Below are 18589 nucleotides of genomic sequence, written 5' to 3' on the forward strand. Positions count from 1 at the left end.
GTGTGCTCCAGACCGTAGAATCGGGGGGTACCGAACAAGTCTGCCATGTCACCGCGAAGGACTCCGCATGCCCAACCCGTACGCCGAAGCCGGAGTGGACACCGCTGCCGGTGACCTGGCCGTCGAACTGATGAAGTCCGCGGTTGCGGCGACCCACAACGCCTCGGTCCTCGGTGGCGTCGGTGGGTTCGCCGGGCTCTACGACGTCTCGTTCCTGAAGGACTTCTCACACCCGTTGCTCGCGACCTCGACCGACGGCGTCGGCACCAAGGTCGCGATCGCGCAGGCGATCGACAAGCACGACACCATCGGGCAGGACCTGGTCGGCATGGTCGTCGACGACATCGTCGTGGTCGGCGCGAAGCCGCTGTTCATGACCGACTACATCGCGTGCGGTCGTGTGGTGCCGGGCCGGATCGCCGACATCGTCGCGGGCATCGCCCGCGGCTGCTCGGAGACCGGCACCGCCCTGGTCGGCGGCGAGACCGCCGAGCACCCGGGGCTGCTCGGCCCGGACGACTACGACGTCGCCGGTGCGGCGACGGGTGTCGTCGAGGCGGACGCGCAGCTCGGAGCGCACCTCGTGCAGGACGGTGACGTGGTCCTGGCGATCGAGTCGTCGGGCCTGCACTCGAACGGCTACTCGCTCGTGCGGCACATCCTGGCGTCGCGGGGCGTCGGCTTCACGGACCAGCTGCCCGAGCTGAGCGGCGTCGGGTTCGGCGGCGCGGTCTCCGTCGGCGAAGCCCTGCTCGAGCCGACCCGCCTGTACACCGCACCGCTCCTGGCCCTTCTCGAGCAGCACCCGGGCGCGGTGCACTCGCTCTCGCACGTGACCGGTGGTGGCATCGCCGCGAACCTGGCGCGTGTGGTGCCCGTCGGCTCCTGGGTCGAGGTCGACCGTTCCACCTGGCAGCCGCTCCCGGTCTTCCGGGTCCTGGCTGACATGGCCGGCACCCCGATCGAGGACACCGAGGGCACTTGGAACCTGGGCATCGGCATGTTCGCCGTCGTCTCGGCCGGGGACGCTGCCGAGGTCATCGCCTCACTCGGTGCCGCCGGCATGCCCACGTGGCCCGTCGGCACCATCGCCACGTCCGCGCGGGACCTGACCGGGTTCGAGCAGGGGGCCAAGGGTGTCGACGGCGGCGCTGTCCGGCTCGTCGGGAGCTACGCGGGCTGACCAGCTCGGCGGCGCCGGGCCGGGGGCTCCCGCTCCCGCCGCGCCGCGGTCCTGCGCCGCGCCGTGGAGCGTGCGGTGAGTGGTCACGAACCGTCGTTCGGCGGGCCTGCAGTCGACGATTCGTGACCGCACGGCGTCTTGCGCGCGGGGAGTTGTGACCATTCGAGGCCGGGACTCGGGCGCGGTACCGGGGCGTGTGATGCGAGCAGCCTGGTCCTTGCCTCCGTCGCGGGTGTGCCGGGGACTCGCCGTGCTGCGTGCGGTGACTGGTCACGAACCGTCGTTCAACGTGCCTGCAGCCGACAGTTCGTGACCGCTCGGCGTCTTGCGCGCGGGGAGTCGTGACCACTCGAGGCCGGGACTCGGGCGCGGTACCGGTGCGTGTGATGCGAGCAGCCTGGCCCCTGCCTCCGTCGCGGGTGTGCCGGGGACTCGCTGTGGTGCGTGCGGTGAGCGGTCACGAACCGTCGCCTGGCGTGCCTGCAGCCGACAGTTCTCGACCGCACGGCGTCTTGCGCGCGGGGAGTCGTGACCACTCGCGGCCGGGACCCGAGCGCGCTGCAGGGTGCCCTGGAAGATCCGATGAGTGCCTGTGCGCGTCCGGCGTCCGGGCACGCGGAAACGCCGCGCTGCCCGAGGGCTGCGCGGCGTGACTGCGAGAGAAGTCAGGCGGACTTGTTCTGGTCTGCCTGGGTCTCGAACTCGTCTTCGTCTTCCGCCGGTTCCGGACCGTACTGGTCCGCCCAACGGTCGACGTAGTTCTCGTCGGAGTGTTGTCCGGCGGAGAGCTCTTGCTCGAGCGCACCGTAGTTCGTCTGCGGGCTGAAGTACTTCAGCTCGCGGGCGACCTTGGTGTGCTTCGCCTTCTGACGGCCGCGCCCCATGCGTGACCCCCTCGTTCGGCTCTGGTCCGGTCCTGGCGAATGACGGAGGATCACTCGGGGAACCAGACGGTTCGTGGTTTGAAATCTGCCGATCACTCTACCATGTACCTCGATCTGGACGTCGCGCGACGGCTGGCCCGCACAGCAGAATCGAAGTGATGACGGAACCCCTCGAGACCCCGGTCGACCAGCACGCCCGCGTGGTGGTGATCGGTGCGGGGCAGGCGGGGCTCTCCGTGGGATACCACCTGCGTCGCCTCGGGCTCGTCCCGGGCAGCGAGCTGGTGATCCTCGACCGCGCGCCGAGCACCGGTGGGGCGTGGCAGTTCCGGTGGGAGGCCCTGCGGCTCGGAGCGGCGCACCGGGTGCACGACCTGCCCGGCATGCGCGCGATGGGCCTGGAGTTCGACGACGCCGACCGGTCACGGCCCGCCCGGGACGTCGTCGGGGAGTACTACCGGCGCTTCGAGCAGCACTACGACCTGCGGGTCCGGCGCCCGGTCACGGTGACGTCCGTCTCGCGCATCGACGGCGACGGCGGCGTGGCGGCCGAGGCTCCGGCGGACGGCGGCCTGTGCGTCACGACCCGGAGCGCCGACGGCACCGTCACGCGCATCCGTGCCGAGGTCGTGGTGAACGCGTCCGGCACGTGGGGCACCCCGTTCGTGCCGTGGTACCCGGGCCGCGACGTGTTCCGCGGACGGCAGGTCGACACGACCGAGTACCGCAGCGCCACCGAGTTCGCTCGCCAGGACGTCGTGGTGGTGGGCGGTGGGACGAGCGCGATCGGGTTCCTGCTCGAACTCGACGGCGTCGCCCGCTCGACGCGGTGGTTCACCCGGCGCCCGATGGTCTGGGCCGGGACCGCGTCGCTCGACGTCGAGTCCGCGGTGGCCGCCGTCGACGAACAGGACCGTGCCGCCCGCGCCGGCGAGGTCCTGCCGAGCATCGTCAGCGGCACCGGGGTCCCGGTGTCGCGACGGATCCGCTCCGGCATCGACCGCGGCGTGCTGCGTGACGAGCCGATGTTCACGCGGATGGACGAGACCGGCGTGTGGACCGCCGACGGATCCCATGTGCGCGCCGACGCGGTGATCTGGGCGACGGGGTTCCGCGCCGACCTGCGGCACCTCGCACCGCTGCACCTGCGGACCCCGGCGGGCGGGGTGGTGGTCGAGGACGGCCGGTCGGCCGAGGAGCCGCGGTTGTTCCTGGCCGGCTACGGTCCCCAGGCGTCGACCATCGGTGCGAACCGGGCCGGACGGCGCATCGCCCGCCAGGTCATGGATGCACTGGCGGGCTGAACGGCCGCGCGGCCCCTCGCACGGTGCGAGGGGGCCGCGTGAACGGTGCGAGGTTCCGTTCCCGGTGCGGCCCCGGTGAGCTCGCACGAGCGACGGAACCTCGCACCGGACGAGCCGCGCGGCTCAGGCGGGCAGGGGTCCCTCGACGCCACGACGACGGCGCGACGACTTGAGCACCAGGGCGTCGAGCGAGAACCGCCCGGGCCCGGTCAACGCCACGGCGAACGACGCCACCGCGAGGACGAGCACGTACTCGAACCCGCCGTCCTGCGAGTAGAAGCCGGCGGTGCCGTGGGCCAGGAACCCGGCGACCACCATGTCGACGGCCAGCAGCACGCCGATGACACGGGTGGCGACGCCGAGCACGAGCAGGATGCCGCCGACGAGCTCGAGGCCGGCGACCAGGGGTGCTGCGACCTCGGCGAGGGGGACGCCCATGCCGGAGAAGCCCTGCACCACGGCGGGGATGCCCTGGGCGAACTTCTGGGCGCCGTGGGCGATGAACACCACCCCGAGGACGATGCGGAGCGCGGTCAGGCCGATGGAGGTCGATGTCGTTCGCATGGCCACGAAGGTAGCCGGTGACGCGTCACCAATCGTCCTCGAACAGGGGACTGACCGCGCTTCGCCAGAACACGCTCAGAGCATGCCCAGGCAGCGGTCCGCCGAAGGGCGGACTGCTCCTCAGGAATCGGCGCCGCGGCCGGTCTGCTGCTGGAGACGGTCGATGTGCTCCGACGCCTGCGCCTTGGTGAGGTCGGCGGGGAGCTCCTCGCCGGCTTCACGGGCCAGGGTGTCGAGGTAGCTGCGCTGCGGTCCGGTCATCGGCTCGTCGCCGGTGACCCACTGCTCGGGGTCCTTGCTCGCGTCGGTGGAGGGGTCGGGTCGGGGGCCGCCGAGGGTCTCGCCCTGGATCGGTGCGTCCGGGGTCTGCTGCTGGTCGCGGTCTGCGTCACTCATGTCCGCGACGGTACGCCGCACCCCCGTCACGACACGCAGCAGCGGCGTCCCCCGAAGCGGCTCAGACCGCAGTCGCCGCGTACCGCACCAGGTCGGGCCCGACGGCACTCGTGGCGATCGGCACGACGCGGTCGTCGCGGCGGATCCAGATCGTCGCCGCACGCACGTCGATCCGGTCGACCTCGTGCAGTTCGCCGTCGAGCAGCACCGACGCCGTGACCCGGACGTGACCGCTCGCCGGACGTGGCGGCAACCCGACCACGTCGTCGCCGTACGCCGGGTGCTCGCCGGGCTGCAGGAACGGTGACACCGGGGCGGTGACGACCTCGAGCCCTTCGGTGACAGCGCTCACCGCCACCAGGCGGACGGCCTGGTCGGTCGGCAGCGGCGCGTCGACGACGGGCTCGGCGGTGGGGCCGGCCAGCGCGCGGAACGCGGGTCGACCGTCGGGGGCGAGGTGAGCCTCCAGGCCGTCGATCCGGACGCGACCGCGCCCACGGGAGTCGGCGTAGACGCCGGGCTCGATGCCGGACTGCCGCGCCTCGAGCCGGGTGAGGACGACGCGGTCCGGGCGGTACCAGTCGCGGAGCGCCGCCGGATCCACCCACCCGACGCTCGGGACGCCACGGGAGAGCGCGGCGGAGTCGTCGGCGGCGCGCTCGTCACGCGCGCCGAGGGGGTGCTCGCCCCGCACGGCGACGAGTCCTTCGAGCGGGCTGCCGGGCGGCGGTTCGTGGTCGAGCACCTCGACGCGCTTCGAGACCTTGCCGCCGTGTCCGTCGAACGTGGCGAACGTCCGCAGGTCACTGATGGTCATGGGGCCACATGCTACGACTCGTCGGCTCCCCGTCGCGGCGGGGAGGGTACGAGGGCGTGGATCTCGCCCGTGCAGAGCGCGGGGTCGACGCCCTCGGCGGGGCCCGCCGGACGGGTCGCGCGGCGCGGCTGGATGCTGTTGCGCTCCGCGGATCGGAGCAGGCGGTCCTCGGTCGCGGCCTCGGCCGGCGACGCGGGCTGCGCGGGGCGGCGGAGCGGGGGCCGGACGGGCTCGCCGCGGCGATCCTGGCCGGGCAGCGGGCGGGAGCGTCGGCCGTACAGCAGCTCGGACGAGTCGAGGAGCCACGGCACCAGGGCCACGGTGACGCCGTGCACGAGCAGCAGCTTCTTGCGGATGCGGCGACCGCGGTGGTTGTGGAGCAGGCCCTCCCACCAGTGCCCGACGATGAAGATCGGGGTGTAGACGGTGACGACCTCGGAGCCGTGCTCGTGCCGGTGTGCCTTGATGTACTTGATCAGCGGCATCGAGATGTCGCGGTAGGGGCTCGGCACGATCGTCAGCGGCACCTGGATGCCGTACTCCGCCCACTGGTCGCGCAGGCGTTGGGACTCGGCGTCGTCGATCGCGACGTGCACCGCCTCGATGCTCGCGTGCTCCGCGGCGACCGCGTAGTCGAGCGCCTTGAGCACGGGCTTCTGCAGCTTGTTCACCAGGACGATCGCGTGGTCGCCGGTGGCGCCGAACTTCGTCTCGACGTCGGCCTCGATCTCGTGCGAGACGTCGCGGTAGTACCGGTTCACGCCGAGCATCAGCACGTACAGCACCGGCATGATCAGGAACACGAGCCAGGCCCCGTGGGTGAACTTCGTGATCGTGACGATGACGAGCACCACGAGGGTGAAGGTGGCGCCGATCGCGTTGATCGTTCGGGAGCGGACGACCTGCCCGCGGTTCACGGGTGGCTCGTCGTCAGCAGCGGGCGACCCGTCCCGGTCCCGGTCGGCCCGAAGCAGCCGCGTCCAGTGCACGACCATGCCCGTCTGCCCGAGCGTGAACGACACGAAGACACCGATGATGTAGAGCTGGATGAGGCTCGTGACGTTCGCCCGGTAGACCACGAGCAGCGCCGCGGCGACGAGGGCGAGGACGATGACGCCGTTCGAGTAGATGAGGCGGTCGCCGCGGGTCGAGAGCGCCTTCGGAGCGTACGAGTCGCGCGCCAGGATCGAGCCGAGCAGCGGGAACCCGTTGAAGGCCGTGTTCGCCGCGAGGAGCAGGACCGCAGCCGTCGTCGCCTGGATGACGAAGAACAGCACCGAGTTGTTGCCGAAGGTCGCCGCAGCGATCTGCGCGATGAGCGAGCGCTGGGGCGTGGTGGCACAGTTCGCGAAGCCCTGCAGGTCGCAGGCACGCTCGGCGTAGTGCACGTGCGACACGAGCGCCAGGGTGATGAGCCCGATGAACAGGACGATCGCGATGCCGCCCATCGCGACCAGGGTGGCCTGCGCGTTCTTGATCTTCGGCCGGCGGAACGCCTGCACACCGTTCGCGATGGCCTCGACGCCGGTCAGGGCCGAGCAGCCCGAGGCGAAGGCGCGAAGGAGCAGCAGGATGAACGCCGCCTGCGTCGTGTGTTCCACGTTCTGCACGGTGTACGCAGCGGACTCCGCGACCGGGGCGTTGCCCGCTGCCACCCGGACGAGCCCGGTGACGACCATCACGAAGACGCTCGCCACGAACAGGTACGTCGGGATCGCGAAGGCCTTGCTCGACTCCCGCACACCCCGCAGGTTGGCGGCGGCGAGCAGCACGACGAACAGCAGGGCGAGCTCGACGCGGAAGTGGTCGAGCATCGGCAGCGCCGAGATGATGTTGTCGACACCGGAGGCGACCGACACGGCCACCGTCATCACGTAGTCGACGAGCAGCGCACTGGCGACGACCAGCCCGGCCTTCTCACCGAGGTTCCGGTGCGCCACCTCGTAGTCGCCACCGCCGGACGGGTACGCCTTGATGAGCTGCCGGTACGAGGCGACGACGACCACGAGCAGCAGCACGACGAGCGCGGCGACCCACGGCGCGAACGTCAGGAAGGCCATGCCGCCGAGCAGCAGGATCATCAGGAGTTCCTGCGGCGCGTACGCGACAGAGGACAGCGGGTCACTCGCGAAGATCGGCAGGGCCAGGTGCTTCGGGAGGAGCTGTCCTTCGAGCTTCTCAGAGGGGAGGGGATCCCCGATCAGTCGTGCTTTCAACGACCGGATCTCGTTCGTCACGAGCGGCAAACCTACTCAGTTCCGGGCGCGAGTCAACACGGTTCGCCTGCCGCATATTCCCGGGTGCCCACGGGCGCTCGACCCTGGGTGCCGCCCACCCCTTGCCGTTGACGCAGCGTCAACCAGTACAGTCGCCAGCATGAACGGATCGACAGGCCCGGACGACGCAGCTGCGAAAGCTCCCCACGCCATCACCGAGGTGGCGCGTTCCGCCGGCGTCTCGAGTCGGACCCTTCGGCACTACGAGGCCGTCGGACTGCTGCCGGCCACCGCCGTCGGCGCGGGCGGGCTCCGGCGCTACGACGACCGCGCGCTCGTCCGGCTGCAGCGGATCCTGCTGCTGCGCGGACTCGGACTCGGACTGCCGGAGATCGCGCGACGCCTCGACGACGAGGGTGACGACGTCGCGGCGCTCACGGCGCACCTGACGTGGCTGGAGCACGAACGGGACCGGCTGGCCCGGCAGCTCGCGGCGGTGCGCACCACCGTGGCGCGCGTCGAGCACGGGGAACCCCTGACTGCGGCCGAGGCGTTCGCCGGCTTCGCGCCGACGCGGCTGTCGGTCGTCGACCCACCGGTTGCGGGACGGTGAGGAACCAGGTTCCGGACACGGCACCGCGCATCTGCACGGTGCTGTGTCCGGAACCTGGTTCCGCGGGCGGTCCCGGTGACGGCCGGGAGGCCCGTGGTCGCGACCGCCTGTCGGCCGCCGGCCGTCAGAGCGACTTGCGCAGGGCCTCCAGGCCGTCGCGCAGCCGCGTCACGGTGTCCGCACCGAGCGTGCCGCGGGTCGCCCGACGGCGCAGGTCCGCACGCACCTGCTGCCGGAACGACGACAGGGCCATCTCGAGCTCGCGCAGGGCGCGGGCGCTGTCCGACGGCACGGACACGGGCTCCTCGGCGGAACCGGTCGCCGGGCTCTCGGCTGCGGCGGCCAGGTCGGCACGGAGCGAGCGCATGGCCTCGCCGACCGAGGCGCGCACGCCGTCGGCCAACGACTTCACCGAGTCGCTCACGCCGGACTCGACCGCGGCGATCTCGTCGGCACGCGCCGCGAGCTCGGCACGGCCGGCGTCCGTGATCGCGTAGACGGTCTTGCGCCCGTCGGCGGTCTTGGTGACCAGGCCGTCGTCCTCGAGCTTGGCGAGCCGGGGGTACACGGTGCCGGCGCTCGGCACGTAGGTGCCGCCGAAGCGGTCGCCGAGTGCCTGGATGAGCTCGTAGCCGTGCATCGGGTGGTCGGCCAGCAGGACGAGCAGGTAGAGGCGCAGGTGACCGTGGGCGAAGACGGGGCTCATTCGGGCACCTCGCTCTCGTTGGTCGGGGTGGTCGGTGTCGTCGGGGGTGCAGGTTCGGCGACCGGCGGGGCGTGCAGCACCGCGATGTCGCCGGAGACGGAGTTCACCCGCAGGTCGAGCCACTGGCCGGACAGTTCGCCGCCCTGCTTGACGTACGAACCGCGTACCCCGCGGATCTCGGCGTCGTCGAACTGCAGCTTGCCGGTCGCGGTGTTCACCGTGCACTTGTAGGCGACGCCGTCCGCCAGGCGGACGCTCACCGACCCGGACACCGTGTTGACGCGCGCGGACTCGGGGACCCCGTGCAGGTCGAGCACGACGTCGGCTGAGACACCGTCGGCCTGGAACCGCGGGATCTCGCCGGTGGCCACGACGTCGCCGGAGACGGTGTGCACCGCGAGCGCGCCGTCGAGGTCGCGGATCGTGGTGGCGCCCGAGACGGCGTTGACCGTGACGTCACCCGCGACGCCGTCGACGACCAGGTCGCCGGACACCGTGTTGAGCGTGGCACCACGGTTCGTGCCGGACAGCAGCGCACCGGCCGAGACGACACCGAGCGTGATGCCGGCGTCGCGGGGGACCAGGATGCTGACGTCGGCGTGGGCCTTGCCGCGGAAGGACTTCAGGAACCCGATGGGGTCGTCCCACCGGACCTGGGGGTGGTCGACGGTGAGGGTGTCGCCGTCGACCTCGATGAGCATCTGCTTGCCGGACACGCTGTGGATCTCGACCCGGGCCGTGGGTTCGTCGTGCGCGACGACGTCCACCTGCCCGCCGACGAGGCCGACACGCACGGTGCGCACGATGCCGGTGTCGATGACCTTGGGCTCGTCGACGAGCCACTTCTCCTGCGCCATGTTGCCTCCTGGAACTCGCGATGTATCGCGTCTGTGCAGGTCACGCTATATCGCGTTCCCTACGGCCGCAAGGGGTCGCACACGATCGCCGGGCGATCGCCGGGCGATCGTGAGCAGGACTGGTCGGGTCGGCGCCGTGGACCCGACCGTCCCTGCTCACGAAGCGGGCGTGGCGGGGGTGGGGCGGGCCTCCAGGGCGGGTGCTGCGACGCCGGGCGCTGCGGCGGTGCGCTCGGGGCTCCACGGGAACCGGCGGAAGTGCGGCATGAGCGGCTGGACCATCGGGCCGATCGCGAACGCCGCGATGACGGTGCCGACGCCGACGTCCCCGCCGAGGATCCACCCGACGATCACCACGGTGACCTCGACCAGGGTCCGCGCGAGCCAGATCGGCCAGCCGAGCCGCTGGTGCAACCCGACCATCAGGCCGTCCCGCGCGCCCGTGCCGAACCCCGCACCGATGTAGAACGCCGTCGCGATCGCGAGCAGCACGAGTCCCGCGGCGAACAGCCCGATCCGGGCGACGAGCCCCGACGGCTCCGGAACCAGCCAGAGCACCAGGTCGGCACTCGGCCCGATCGCCAGGGCGTTCAGCAGCGTCCCGATGCCCGGCTTCTGGCGCAGCGGGATCCACAGCAGCAGGATGACGCCGCTCGACACGACCGTGATGACCCCGAACGACCACGGCACGACGTTCTCGAGCCCCTGGGTCAGCACGGTCCACGAGCTCACGCCGACCACCGCGCGGACCTGCAGTGCGGTCGAGGCGCCGTAGAGGAACAGTCCGACGAAGAGCTGGACGAAGCGCAGGGTGAGGGCGGTGCGGCGGGGCATGTGGCCATCGTCCCGACAGATTGGCCTGCTGGTCGAGAGCCAATCGCGCTACCGTGGACCCGTGCCCCCTGTCCTGATCAGTGCCCGTGCCGCCGCCCACCTGCTGACCGACTGGCGCGCGAGCACCGACGCTCCGGCCTACGAGGCCCTCGCCGATGCCCTCCGGGTCCTCGTCATCGACGGGCGGGTCGCCCAGGGCGTCCGGCTGCCGGCCGAGCGCGGCCTGGCCGCAGCCCTCGGTGTCTCACGCACCACCGTCGCGAACGCCTACGCCCGGCTGCGCTCCGACGGGTTCCTGGTGTCCGTCCGTGGCTCGGGCAGCGTGGTCCACCTGCCCCGTGACCTGGTCGGCCGGCCCGACCCCGAACGCCTGGGCGGGGTCGTCGAGGGGGACCTGCTCGACCTGCGCAAGGCGGCCCTGCACGCGGCCCCCGGCATCGACGAGGCGGTCGAGCGGGCGGTCCGGCACGTGCCCGCGGCGCTCGCCGGCATCGGCTACGACACCGTCGGCGACCCCGGCCTCCGCGCCGCGATCGCAGCGCGCTACACCGAGCGCGGACTGCCGACCGAGCCCTCCCAGGTCATCGTCACCATCGGCGCGCAGCACGCCATCGCCCTGCTCGCGCGCGTGCTCGTCCGCCGTGGCGACGCCGTCCTCGTCGAGTCCCCGACCTACCCGCACGCGCACGAGGCCTTCCGCGAGGCCGGCGGCCGTCTGGTCGGCGTCCCCGTCGATGCGCGGACGGGGTGGGACGCCGCCGCGCTCGAGACGACGCTGCGTCGCACCGCGCCCTCCGTCGCGTACGTCATGCCCGAGCTCCACAACCCGACCGGTGCGACCATGTCCGCATCGACCCGCCAGCTCCTGCTGTCGGTCGCGTCCTCGGTCGGCACGACCGTCATCGCCGACGAGACGATGGGGGAGCTCCGGATCGACGGTTCGCCGTCGCCGCCGTTGGCAGCGGCCGACCCGTCGGGGGCGTCGGTCGTGATGATCGGTTCCGCCGCCAAGGTCTTCTGGGGCGGGCTGCGGATCGGCTGGATCCGTGCCGACCGGGCGCTGCTGCAGCGGCTGCTGCTCGCCCGCCCGACGGGCGACCTCGGCACCCCCGTGCTCGACCAGCTGGTCGTGCGCGAGCTGGTCCCGCGCACGGCGGCCGTCCTGGAGGGGCGGCGTGCGTCCCTGCGCGAAGGTCGCGACGCGGTCGTGGGGGCGCTCCGGGCGCGGCTCCCGGAGTGGGACGTCCCGGCGCCGGCGGGCGGGTTGACGACGTGGGTCGGGCTCGGCCGGCCGGTGTCGAGCGCGCTCGTGCTCGCCGCGAGGGCCGAGGGCGTGGTGCTGGCCTCGGGCGGGGTGTTCGGGCCGGACGGCGGGTTCGAGCGGTTCCTGCGGGTGCCGTTCACGATGGCCCCGGCCGACCGGGGGCGGTTGGTCGACGTGCTGTCGCGTGCGTGGGAGCGGGTCGGTGGCGAGTCGACCGGGGTGCGGGGGTCGTTGGCGGCGGTGGTCTAAGAGGTGCGTCGGGCTCTCGGGCTCGGTGTCATCCGCCGGGCTCGGTGTCATGCGCCGCGGCTCGGTGTCGTGCGCCGGGGGCTCGGTGTCATCCTCTGGGGTGAGGCCGGGTCCGGGGTTCTCGCTCCCCGGGGTGATGCGGCGTCGGTGGGGTCCGGCGAGGCTGGAGCCATGAACGCGACCCTGTCCGCCGGAACCCGCTCCGCTGTGCCGACGCCCGTCGACCCGCCCGCGCCGGTCCCCGCCGTGGTGCGGGTCACCATCGCGCTGAGCGGGGCGGTCCTGGCCGGCGTCCTGACGTCGTTCGGGCAGGCGGTGCCCGCACTCGCCTCCGTGTCGAACTCGGCCGGACCGTGGTTCCTCGTCGCGGCGCTGCTGTGCCTGGCGGCCGGAGCACGAGCGGGCCGCGTCGCCCTGCCGCTCGCGATGGTGCTCGGCGTCGTGCTCCTCGAGCTCATGCACGTCGGGTACTGGGCCACGACGGTCCTGCGCGGGTTCCCGGACGTGCTGTCGATCACGAACCCGTGGGTGCTGCTCGGGGTGCCGGCCGGGCTGCTGGCCGGGGCGGTCGCCGTGGCGGTGCGGTCCCGCGACGCCCGGTGGCGCGCGGGGGCGCTCGGTGTGACGGCCGCGGTGCTCGTCGGTGAGGGGATCCGCGGGCTGCTGCAGGTCGCCGCGACGACCGGGCACGTCACCTGGGTCGTCGAGATCGTCGTCGGGGTGGTGCTCCTCGGCATCGGGGTCCTCGGCACCCGCTCACCCGTCGCGCGCGTGGTGGCGCTCGGCACCGGGGTGGTCGGGACCGTCGCGGTGCTCGGGGCGTACCTGTTGCTCGGCGGGTTCTGATCCGACGGCGGGTTCTGGCTGCCAGCCGAACGTTCGTCGGTCGGTCCTGCGAGGATCGATGACGTGCACCTCCTCTCGGTCTTCAGCCTGCGCAACCGGGCCCTCATCGCGCTCGTCACGATCGTGGTCGCGGTCTTCGGCGGCATCGCGCTCTCGAGTCTCAAGCAGGAGCTGATCCCCAGCGTCGAGTTCCCGCAGGTCGCGATCGTCAGCGCCTACCCCGGAGCCACGCCAGAGGTCGTGTCGAACGACGTCTCGACGAAGATCGAGCAGGCGATCCAGGTCGTCCCGGACCTCGAGTCGACCAGTGCGACCTCGTCCACCGGGCAGAGCGTGGTGTCGGCGTCGTTCCAGTACGGATCGAACCTGGCCAGCGCCGAGGACAAGATCCAGACCGCGGTGAACGCGCTGTCGCTGCCCGACTCGGTGCAGACGCAGATCGTCACCGGGTCCTTCGACGACCTGCCGGTGCTGCAGGTCGCGGTCTCGGCGTCCGGCAACCAGGAGCAGCTCGTCGACCGGCTGCAGGCCTCGGCGATCCCCGACCTCGAGAAGCTCGACGGCGTGCGGCAGGCGGACGTCTTCGGCAACCCGGGCCGTCGCGTCGTCATCACGCCGGACCAGGACGAGCTCGCCGCCCGCGGCTTGACCCAGACGGCGATCTCGGACGCGCTCGACGACAACGGCACCCTGATCCCCGGCGGCACCATCACCGAGGACGGCTCGACCCTGTCGGTGCAGACGGGTGAGCGGATCGCTTCGCTCGAGGACATCCGCGCGCTGCCGCTGACGAGCTCGTCGAGTTCTTCGGGCTCGTCGGGCTCGGACGGATCCGGGTCGGGTGCCGCCGACGGGACGACGTCGTCCGGTGACGGCACGGCTGCGGGTGCCGCCGGTACGGGTGCGACCGGCGCCGGTGCGACCGGAAGCGACACGGGTGCGACCGGCACCGGGGCGACCGACACCGCCCCCACCGGTGACGCCGCGACTGGCGGGTCCACGACCGCGGCCACGCCGACGGACACCACCCTGGGTGACGTCGCGAAGGTCGCCATCACCGAGTCGCCGCGCACCTCGATCAGCCGGGTGGACGGCCAGCAGGCCCTGACGATCTCGATCACGAAGACGCAGGAAGCCAACACCGTCGACGTCTCGACGACCGTGCGCGACGCCCTGCCCGGTATCGAGGACAAGATCGAGGGTGACCCCCGCTTCACCGTCGTCTTCGACCAGGCGCCCTACATCCAGCAGTCCATCGACTCCCTCGCCGAAGAAGGCCTGCTCGGGCTCGCCTTCGCGGTGATCGTCATCCTGGTGTTCCTGCTGTCGTGGCGTTCCACGCTCGTCACCGCGATCTCGATCCCGACGTCGGTGCTCCTCGCCGCGATCGGCATGCGCGCCGCCGGGTACACGCTCAACATCATCACGCTGGCGGCCCTCACGATCGCGATCGGCCGCGTGGTCGACGACTCCATCGTCGTCATCGAGAACATCAAGCGGCACATGCTCCCCGGCGTCGACCGCGGCCGTGCCGTGCGGGACGCCGTGCGCGAGGTCGCCGGAGCGGTCACCGCGTCGACGCTGACGACCGTCGCGGTGTTCCTGCCGGTCGCCTTCGTCGCTGAACTCGTGGGGGAGCTGTTCCGACCGTTCGCCGTGACGGTCACCCTGGCGCTCGTCGCGTCGCTGTTCGTCTCGCTCACCATCGTCCCGGTGCTCGCGTACTGGTGGCTGCGCCCGCCGAAGGCGAAGCCGGGCGATGCGACGACGGCAGCGGACTCGGAAGCGGATGCAGCGCCGTCGGCGGGCGTCGCCGGGCACGATCACGACCGGTCCGAGGGCGTGCTCGCCTCCGCCGCGGACCTGCACGACGCCGGAACCGCCGACCGTCTGCGCCGCGTCTACCTGCCGGTGCTCCGGTGGGTCGTCCGGAAGCCGGTCGTCGTCATCCTGCTCGCCGTGATCGTGCTCGGCGGAACGGTGGCCACGCTGCCGTTCGTCACCACGAACTACCTCGGCGACTCCGGGCAGAACACCTTCACGGTCACGCAGGACCTGAAGGCCGGCTCCAGCCTCGCCGTCCAGTCCGAGTCCGCACGCAAGGTCGAGCGGGCACTGCAGGACGTCGACGGCGTCGAGACCGTGCAGACCACCATCGGCACGAGCGGCCAGTCGATCCAGGCGGCGTTCGGCGGGGGCGGCAGCGCCTCGGTGCAGTACGCCGTCACGACCGATGCCGAGGCCGACCAGCCGACGATCCAGGCCGACGCCCGGAAGTCGATCGGTGCGATCGAGGACGTCGGCGAGGTCACCATCGCGTCCTCCGGCGGCGGGTTCGGCGGCAGCAGCGACATCGAGGTCGACGTCACAGCGCCGACCCAGGCGCAGCTCGAGACGGCGTCGCGTCAGGTGCTGAAGACCATGCGGTCGGTCCCGGACACCACAGGCGCCACGAGCAACCTGTCCGCGGCGGAGCCGTTCCTCGCCGTCCGGGTGGACCGCCAGAAGGCCGCGTCACTCGGCCTCACCGAGACGCAGGTGGGTGGCCTCGTCGCCGCAGCGGTCTCGCCACGGGACACCGGCAGCATCGAGATCGACGACGCGACGCTCGACGTCTACATCGCCGACCCCGAGCCGCCGACCACCATCGCCGCACTCCGTGCCCTCGACGTCCCGACGAGCACCGGCACGGTCCCGCTGTCCGACGTCGCCACGGTCGAGGAGTCCGAGGGACCGACAACGGTCACCACGACGAACGCGGCCCGCACCGCCACGATCACCGTGACGCCGGACGCCACGAACCTCGGTGCGGCCGTGCAGTCCGTCACGACCGCCGTCGACGAGCTCGACCTGCCGAAGGGCGCGACCGCCTCGATCGGTGGTGTCGCCGCCAGCCAGTCGTCCGCGTTCTCGCAGCTCGGGCTCGCGGTGCTGGTCGCCGTGCTGATCGTCTACGTGATCATGGTCGCGACGTTCCGGAGCCTGCTCCAGCCGCTGCTGCTGCTCGTGTCGGTGCCGTTCGCGGCGACGGGCGCGATCCTGCTGCAGATCGCATCGGGCGTCCCGATCGGCGTCGCGTCGCTGATCGGTCTGCTCATGCTCGTCGGCATCGTCGTGACGAACGCCATCGTGCTCATCGACCTCGTCAACCAGTACCGACGGCGCGGGTTGCGGGTGCGCGAGGCGTTGATCGAGGGCGCGACACGACGCCTCCGTCCGATCCTGATGACGGCGATGGCGACGATCTTCGCGCTGCTGCCGATGGCGATCGGGCTGACCGGCAAGTCCGGCTTCATCTCGCAGCCGCTGGCACTGGTCGTGATCGGTGGCCTGGTGTCCTCGACGCTGCTGACGCTCGTGGTGCTGCCGGCGCTGTACTTCGTGGTCGAGCGGGCTCGCGAACGCCGCGTGGATCGGCGGGCGGCGAAGCAGACGGAGCCGGGCGAAGCGGCCTAGCGGCGGTACTCGGCGTCGATGGCGGCGAGGGGCGAGACGACGACACGCTCGGTCCGCTCCTCGCGCTCGACCGCTCGGAACCACGACACGAGCACCAGGGTCAGCGTCACGAGGAACACCACGGCGGCGCCCTGCGACACGACGGCCAGCTGCCCGGTGACCGAGGCGTACCCGCCGAAGGCCACTGCGGCGACGAACGACAGCCCGAGCAGCAGCTCCCCGAACGTCTGCAGCGCCGGGCGGTCCCAGCGGGTCGCAGCGGCACGGGCAGGGCGGGTCGAGGTGTCGGTCACCCCCGAAGTCTGCGGCCGGGGGCTCGACAGCGGCAGTCCCGACTCCGGGTGGCACCCACCCGGGGCACGCGGCCGGTCGCCTTGCGAGGCCAGCCGGTCAGCTCGCGTGGTCAGCCCAGCTGCGTCCGCAGGAACGTGGCCACGCGGCGGCTCATCGCCTCGTCGAGCTGGGCGATCGAGTGTGCCGTGCCCTCGACCACCACGAACGTCACCGGGACGTCGTGGGACCGGAGCGTCGCGGCGAACTCCTGCGACTCCCACATCGGGATGAACTCGTCGGTGGAGTGCCCGATGAAGAACGGAGCGGTGTCCGAGGTGACGTGGAACTCCGGCGACGCCCGGCTGGCCGCCGGGCACCTGGCGTACGACCGGCACCCCAGGTAGAGCAGCTGCTTGCGCTGGAAGGCCGCCGAGACCCCGTCGGGCTCGGTGGACCGGGTGGTCAGGTTCGTCGGCCCGCTCAGGTCGACCACGGCACGGATCCGGTCGCCGTCGGCGTACGCGGCGGAGTCGTGGTCGGTGACCGCGAGCATCGCGGCGAGGTTGCCGCCGGCGCTCCCGCCGAACACGCCCACGCGCTGGGAGTCGACGTCGTAGGTCTCGAGCGTCGCCGGACGGAACACGTAGTCGAGCGCACGGCGGACGTCGTCGAGCCCGGCCGGGAACGGGTCGGTCGGCGCCAGGCGGTAGTCGACGTTGAACGTCACGAAGCCCTCGGATGCCAGGTACTTGCACACGGACCGGTAGGCGGCGGTCGCCTTGTCACCGTGCGACCAGCTGCCGCCGTGGATCATCAGGACCGCCGGGCGTCCGGTGGTGGCCCCGACCGCTCGGGCATCGGGGTCGGCGGCGGCCGAGGCCGACGGCGTCGCGGTGGGGGTCGCCGTCGTCGCGGGGTCGCTGTCGGCCGGCAGGCACACGTCGAGGCGCTGCAGCGGATCGGTGCCGTAGGGCACGTCCGCCACCACGTCGATGCCGTGGTACCGCAGCGACAGCGGGTAGATGATGCTGTCCGCGGTCACCGTGGCGTTCTCGTCGCCGACCGGGTCCGTGCTGCAGGACGCCATCGCGCCGAGCGCCACGACCGCGGCGACGAGCGCGAGCACTGAGCGGCGGCCGGACTTCATCACGTCAACGCTAGCCGCACCGGCGGCCGCCCACGTCACCCGAGCGGACGATCAGCGGCAGTGCGAGGATGAGCACGGCAGCCGCCGACCGGAGCACCGCAGGAGGACCCGTGAGCAGTCGCAAGGCCTGGAGCGCCGATCCCGAACCACTGCTCCGCGTCGACCCCGGGTTCCGCCTCGACCAGGTGGACCCGGACGGCACCCCGGGCTTCCCCGGTCGCAAGATCGACGGCCTCGAAGCCCTCGCCGCCGGCGCCTCCCGTCTCGCTGCCCTGCAGGAGCGCCTGTACGCGGCGTCGACCGCCGGTGACGAGCGCCGGGTGCTGCTCGTGCTGCAGGCCATGGACACCGCGGGCAAGGGCGGCATCGTCTCGCACGTCGTCGGTGCGGTCGACCCGAACGGGGTGCGCTACGCCGGCTTCAAGGCCCCGACGGCCGAGGAGCGCGAGCACGACTTCCTCTGGCGCATCGAGAAGCAGCTGCCCGCAGCCGGGCAGCTCGGCGTGTTCGACCGCTCGCACTACGAGGACGTGCTCGCACAACGGGTCCGTGGGCTCGCCGCACCGGACGAGATCGAACGCCGGTACGGCGCGATCACCGCCTTCGAGGACGGCCTCGCCGCCGCCGACACGACCATCGTCAAGGTGATGCTGCACATCTCGAAGGACGAACAGCGCGAGCGCCTCGGCGACCGGCTCGACCGCCCCGACAAACACTGGAAGTTCAACCCGGCCGACATCGACGACCGCCTGCTCTGGGACCGCTACCAGCAGGCGTACCAGATCGCCCTCGACCGCACCTCGACCCCGCAGGCTCCCTGGTACGTGGTGCCCGCGAACCGCAAGTGGTACGCCCGCCTCGCCGTGCAGCAGCTCCTGCTCCGGGCGCTGGAGGACATGCAGCTGTCCTGGCCGAAGGCCGACTTCGACGTCGCCGAGCAGCGTCGGCGGCTCGCGGAGTCCTGAGCGCGCGACCACCGG

At 72.0% G+C, this 18589-nt stretch carries 17 protein-coding genes; 7 read left to right on the forward strand and 10 right to left on the reverse strand.

Going from position 1 to position 18589, the window contains the following annotated elements; all coding sequences use genetic code 11:
• Window positions 1-67: 67 nt before the first annotated feature.
• Window positions 68-1183, forward strand: a complete 1116-nt coding sequence (gene purM / locus DEI85_RS02965) for a phosphoribosylformylglycinamidine cyclo-ligase (RefSeq protein ID WP_111123688.1) — start codon at window positions 68-70, stop codon at window positions 1181-1183.
• A gap of 665 nt (window positions 1184-1848) precedes the next feature.
• Here purM and DEI85_RS02970 read toward each other — a convergent pair.
• Entirely contained in the window at window positions 1849-2067 is a 219-nt protein-coding gene (locus DEI85_RS02970; protein WP_017886249.1) for a DUF3073 domain-containing protein, read from the reverse strand.
• 158 nt (window positions 2068-2225) lie between these two features.
• Here DEI85_RS02970 and DEI85_RS02975 point away from each other — a divergent pair, with 158 nt between their 5' ends.
• On the forward strand, window positions 2226-3371 hold the full coding sequence (locus DEI85_RS02975; RefSeq protein ID WP_110858853.1) for an NAD(P)-binding domain-containing protein: 1146 nt from the start codon (window positions 2226-2228) through the stop codon (window positions 3369-3371).
• A gap of 123 nt (window positions 3372-3494) precedes the next feature.
• On the opposite strand, the gene DEI85_RS02980 is transcribed toward DEI85_RS02975, so the two are convergent.
• The 4 genes from DEI85_RS02980 to DEI85_RS02995 form a co-directional block, all read right to left on the reverse strand.
• Window positions 3495-3935, reverse strand: a complete 441-nt coding sequence (locus DEI85_RS02980) for a DoxX family protein (protein ID WP_110858854.1) — start codon at window positions 3933-3935, stop codon at window positions 3495-3497.
• Window positions 3936-4055: 120 nt separating this feature from the next.
• On the reverse strand, window positions 4056-4331 hold the full coding sequence (locus DEI85_RS02985) for a DUF3072 domain-containing protein (protein ID WP_017886246.1): 276 nt from the start codon (window positions 4329-4331) through the stop codon (window positions 4056-4058).
• Window positions 4332-4392: 61 nt separating this feature from the next.
• Complete coding sequence (locus DEI85_RS02990) at window positions 4393-5148, reverse strand: hypothetical protein (RefSeq protein WP_110858855.1); 756 nt, start codon at window positions 5146-5148, stop codon at window positions 4393-4395.
• 11 nt (window positions 5149-5159) lie between these two features.
• Entirely contained in the window at window positions 5160-7394 is a 2235-nt protein-coding gene (locus DEI85_RS02995) for an APC family permease (protein WP_110858856.1), read from the reverse strand.
• A gap of 130 nt (window positions 7395-7524) precedes the next feature.
• On the opposite strand from DEI85_RS02995, the gene DEI85_RS03000 reads away from it, so the two are divergent.
• Window positions 7525-7977, forward strand: coding sequence for a MerR family transcriptional regulator (locus tag DEI85_RS03000; protein WP_110858857.1), 453 nt, complete (start codon window positions 7525-7527; stop codon window positions 7975-7977).
• Window positions 7978-8101: 124 nt separating this feature from the next.
• Here the strand turns inward: DEI85_RS03000 and DEI85_RS03005 are convergent, their stop codons facing one another.
• The 3 genes from DEI85_RS03005 to yczE form a co-directional block, all read right to left on the reverse strand.
• Window positions 8102-8683 carry a PadR family transcriptional regulator gene (locus DEI85_RS03005; protein WP_027465044.1) on the reverse strand — a complete coding sequence of 194 codons (582 nt, stop codon included), beginning with the start codon at window positions 8681-8683 and terminating at the stop codon, window positions 8102-8104.
• A complete protein-coding gene (locus DEI85_RS03010; RefSeq protein WP_110858858.1) occupies window positions 8680-9540 on the reverse strand; it encodes a DUF4097 family beta strand repeat-containing protein in 861 nt (286 codons plus the stop codon). Before DEI85_RS03010 ends, DEI85_RS03005 begins: the two co-directional genes overlap by 4 nt.
• 156 nt (window positions 9541-9696) lie before the next feature.
• On the reverse strand, window positions 9697-10374 hold the full coding sequence (yczE, locus tag DEI85_RS03015) for a membrane protein YczE (protein ID WP_181419959.1): 678 nt from the start codon (window positions 10372-10374) through the stop codon (window positions 9697-9699).
• A 61-nt stretch (window positions 10375-10435) separates the two neighbouring features.
• On the opposite strand from yczE, the gene yczR reads away from it, so the two are divergent.
• The 3 genes from yczR (at window position 10436) to DEI85_RS03030 (ending at window position 16189) form a co-directional block, all read left to right on the forward strand.
• Window positions 10436-11887 (forward strand): MocR-like transcription factor YczR, encoded by a 1452-nt coding sequence (gene yczR / locus DEI85_RS03020; RefSeq protein WP_258376352.1) that lies wholly within the window; start codon window positions 10436-10438, stop codon window positions 11885-11887.
• A 171-nt stretch (window positions 11888-12058) separates the two neighbouring features.
• Complete coding sequence (locus DEI85_RS03025) at window positions 12059-12733, forward strand: DUF6518 family protein (protein WP_110858859.1); 675 nt, start codon at window positions 12059-12061, stop codon at window positions 12731-12733.
• Between the two features lie 63 nt (window positions 12734-12796).
• Window positions 12797-16189, forward strand: a complete 3393-nt coding sequence (locus DEI85_RS03030; protein ID WP_258376351.1) for an efflux RND transporter permease subunit — start codon at window positions 12797-12799, stop codon at window positions 16187-16189.
• Here DEI85_RS03030 and DEI85_RS03035 read toward each other — a convergent pair.
• Window positions 16186-16482: a hypothetical protein gene (locus DEI85_RS03035; protein ID WP_110858861.1), complete on the reverse strand. Its 297-nt coding sequence runs from the start codon at window positions 16480-16482 to the stop codon at window positions 16186-16188. The two genes, DEI85_RS03030 and DEI85_RS03035, sit on opposite strands and share 4 nt — an antisense overlap.
• A 110-nt stretch (window positions 16483-16592) precedes the next feature.
• Window positions 16593-17609: an alpha/beta hydrolase gene (locus DEI85_RS03040; protein ID WP_111123686.1), complete on the reverse strand. Its 1017-nt coding sequence runs from the start codon at window positions 17607-17609 to the stop codon at window positions 16593-16595.
• Between the two features lie 110 nt (window positions 17610-17719).
• On the opposite strand from DEI85_RS03040, the gene DEI85_RS03045 reads away from it, so the two are divergent.
• Window positions 17720-18574 carry a PPK2 family polyphosphate kinase gene (locus tag DEI85_RS03045; protein ID WP_181436386.1) on the forward strand — a complete coding sequence of 285 codons (855 nt, stop codon included), beginning with the start codon at window positions 17720-17722 and terminating at the stop codon, window positions 18572-18574.
• Window positions 18575-18589 lie beyond the last annotated feature (15 nt).

Source organism: Curtobacterium sp. MCBD17_026 (assembly GCF_003234895.2).
Lineage (GTDB): Bacteria > Actinomycetota > Actinomycetes > Actinomycetales > Microbacteriaceae > Curtobacterium > Curtobacterium flaccumfaciens.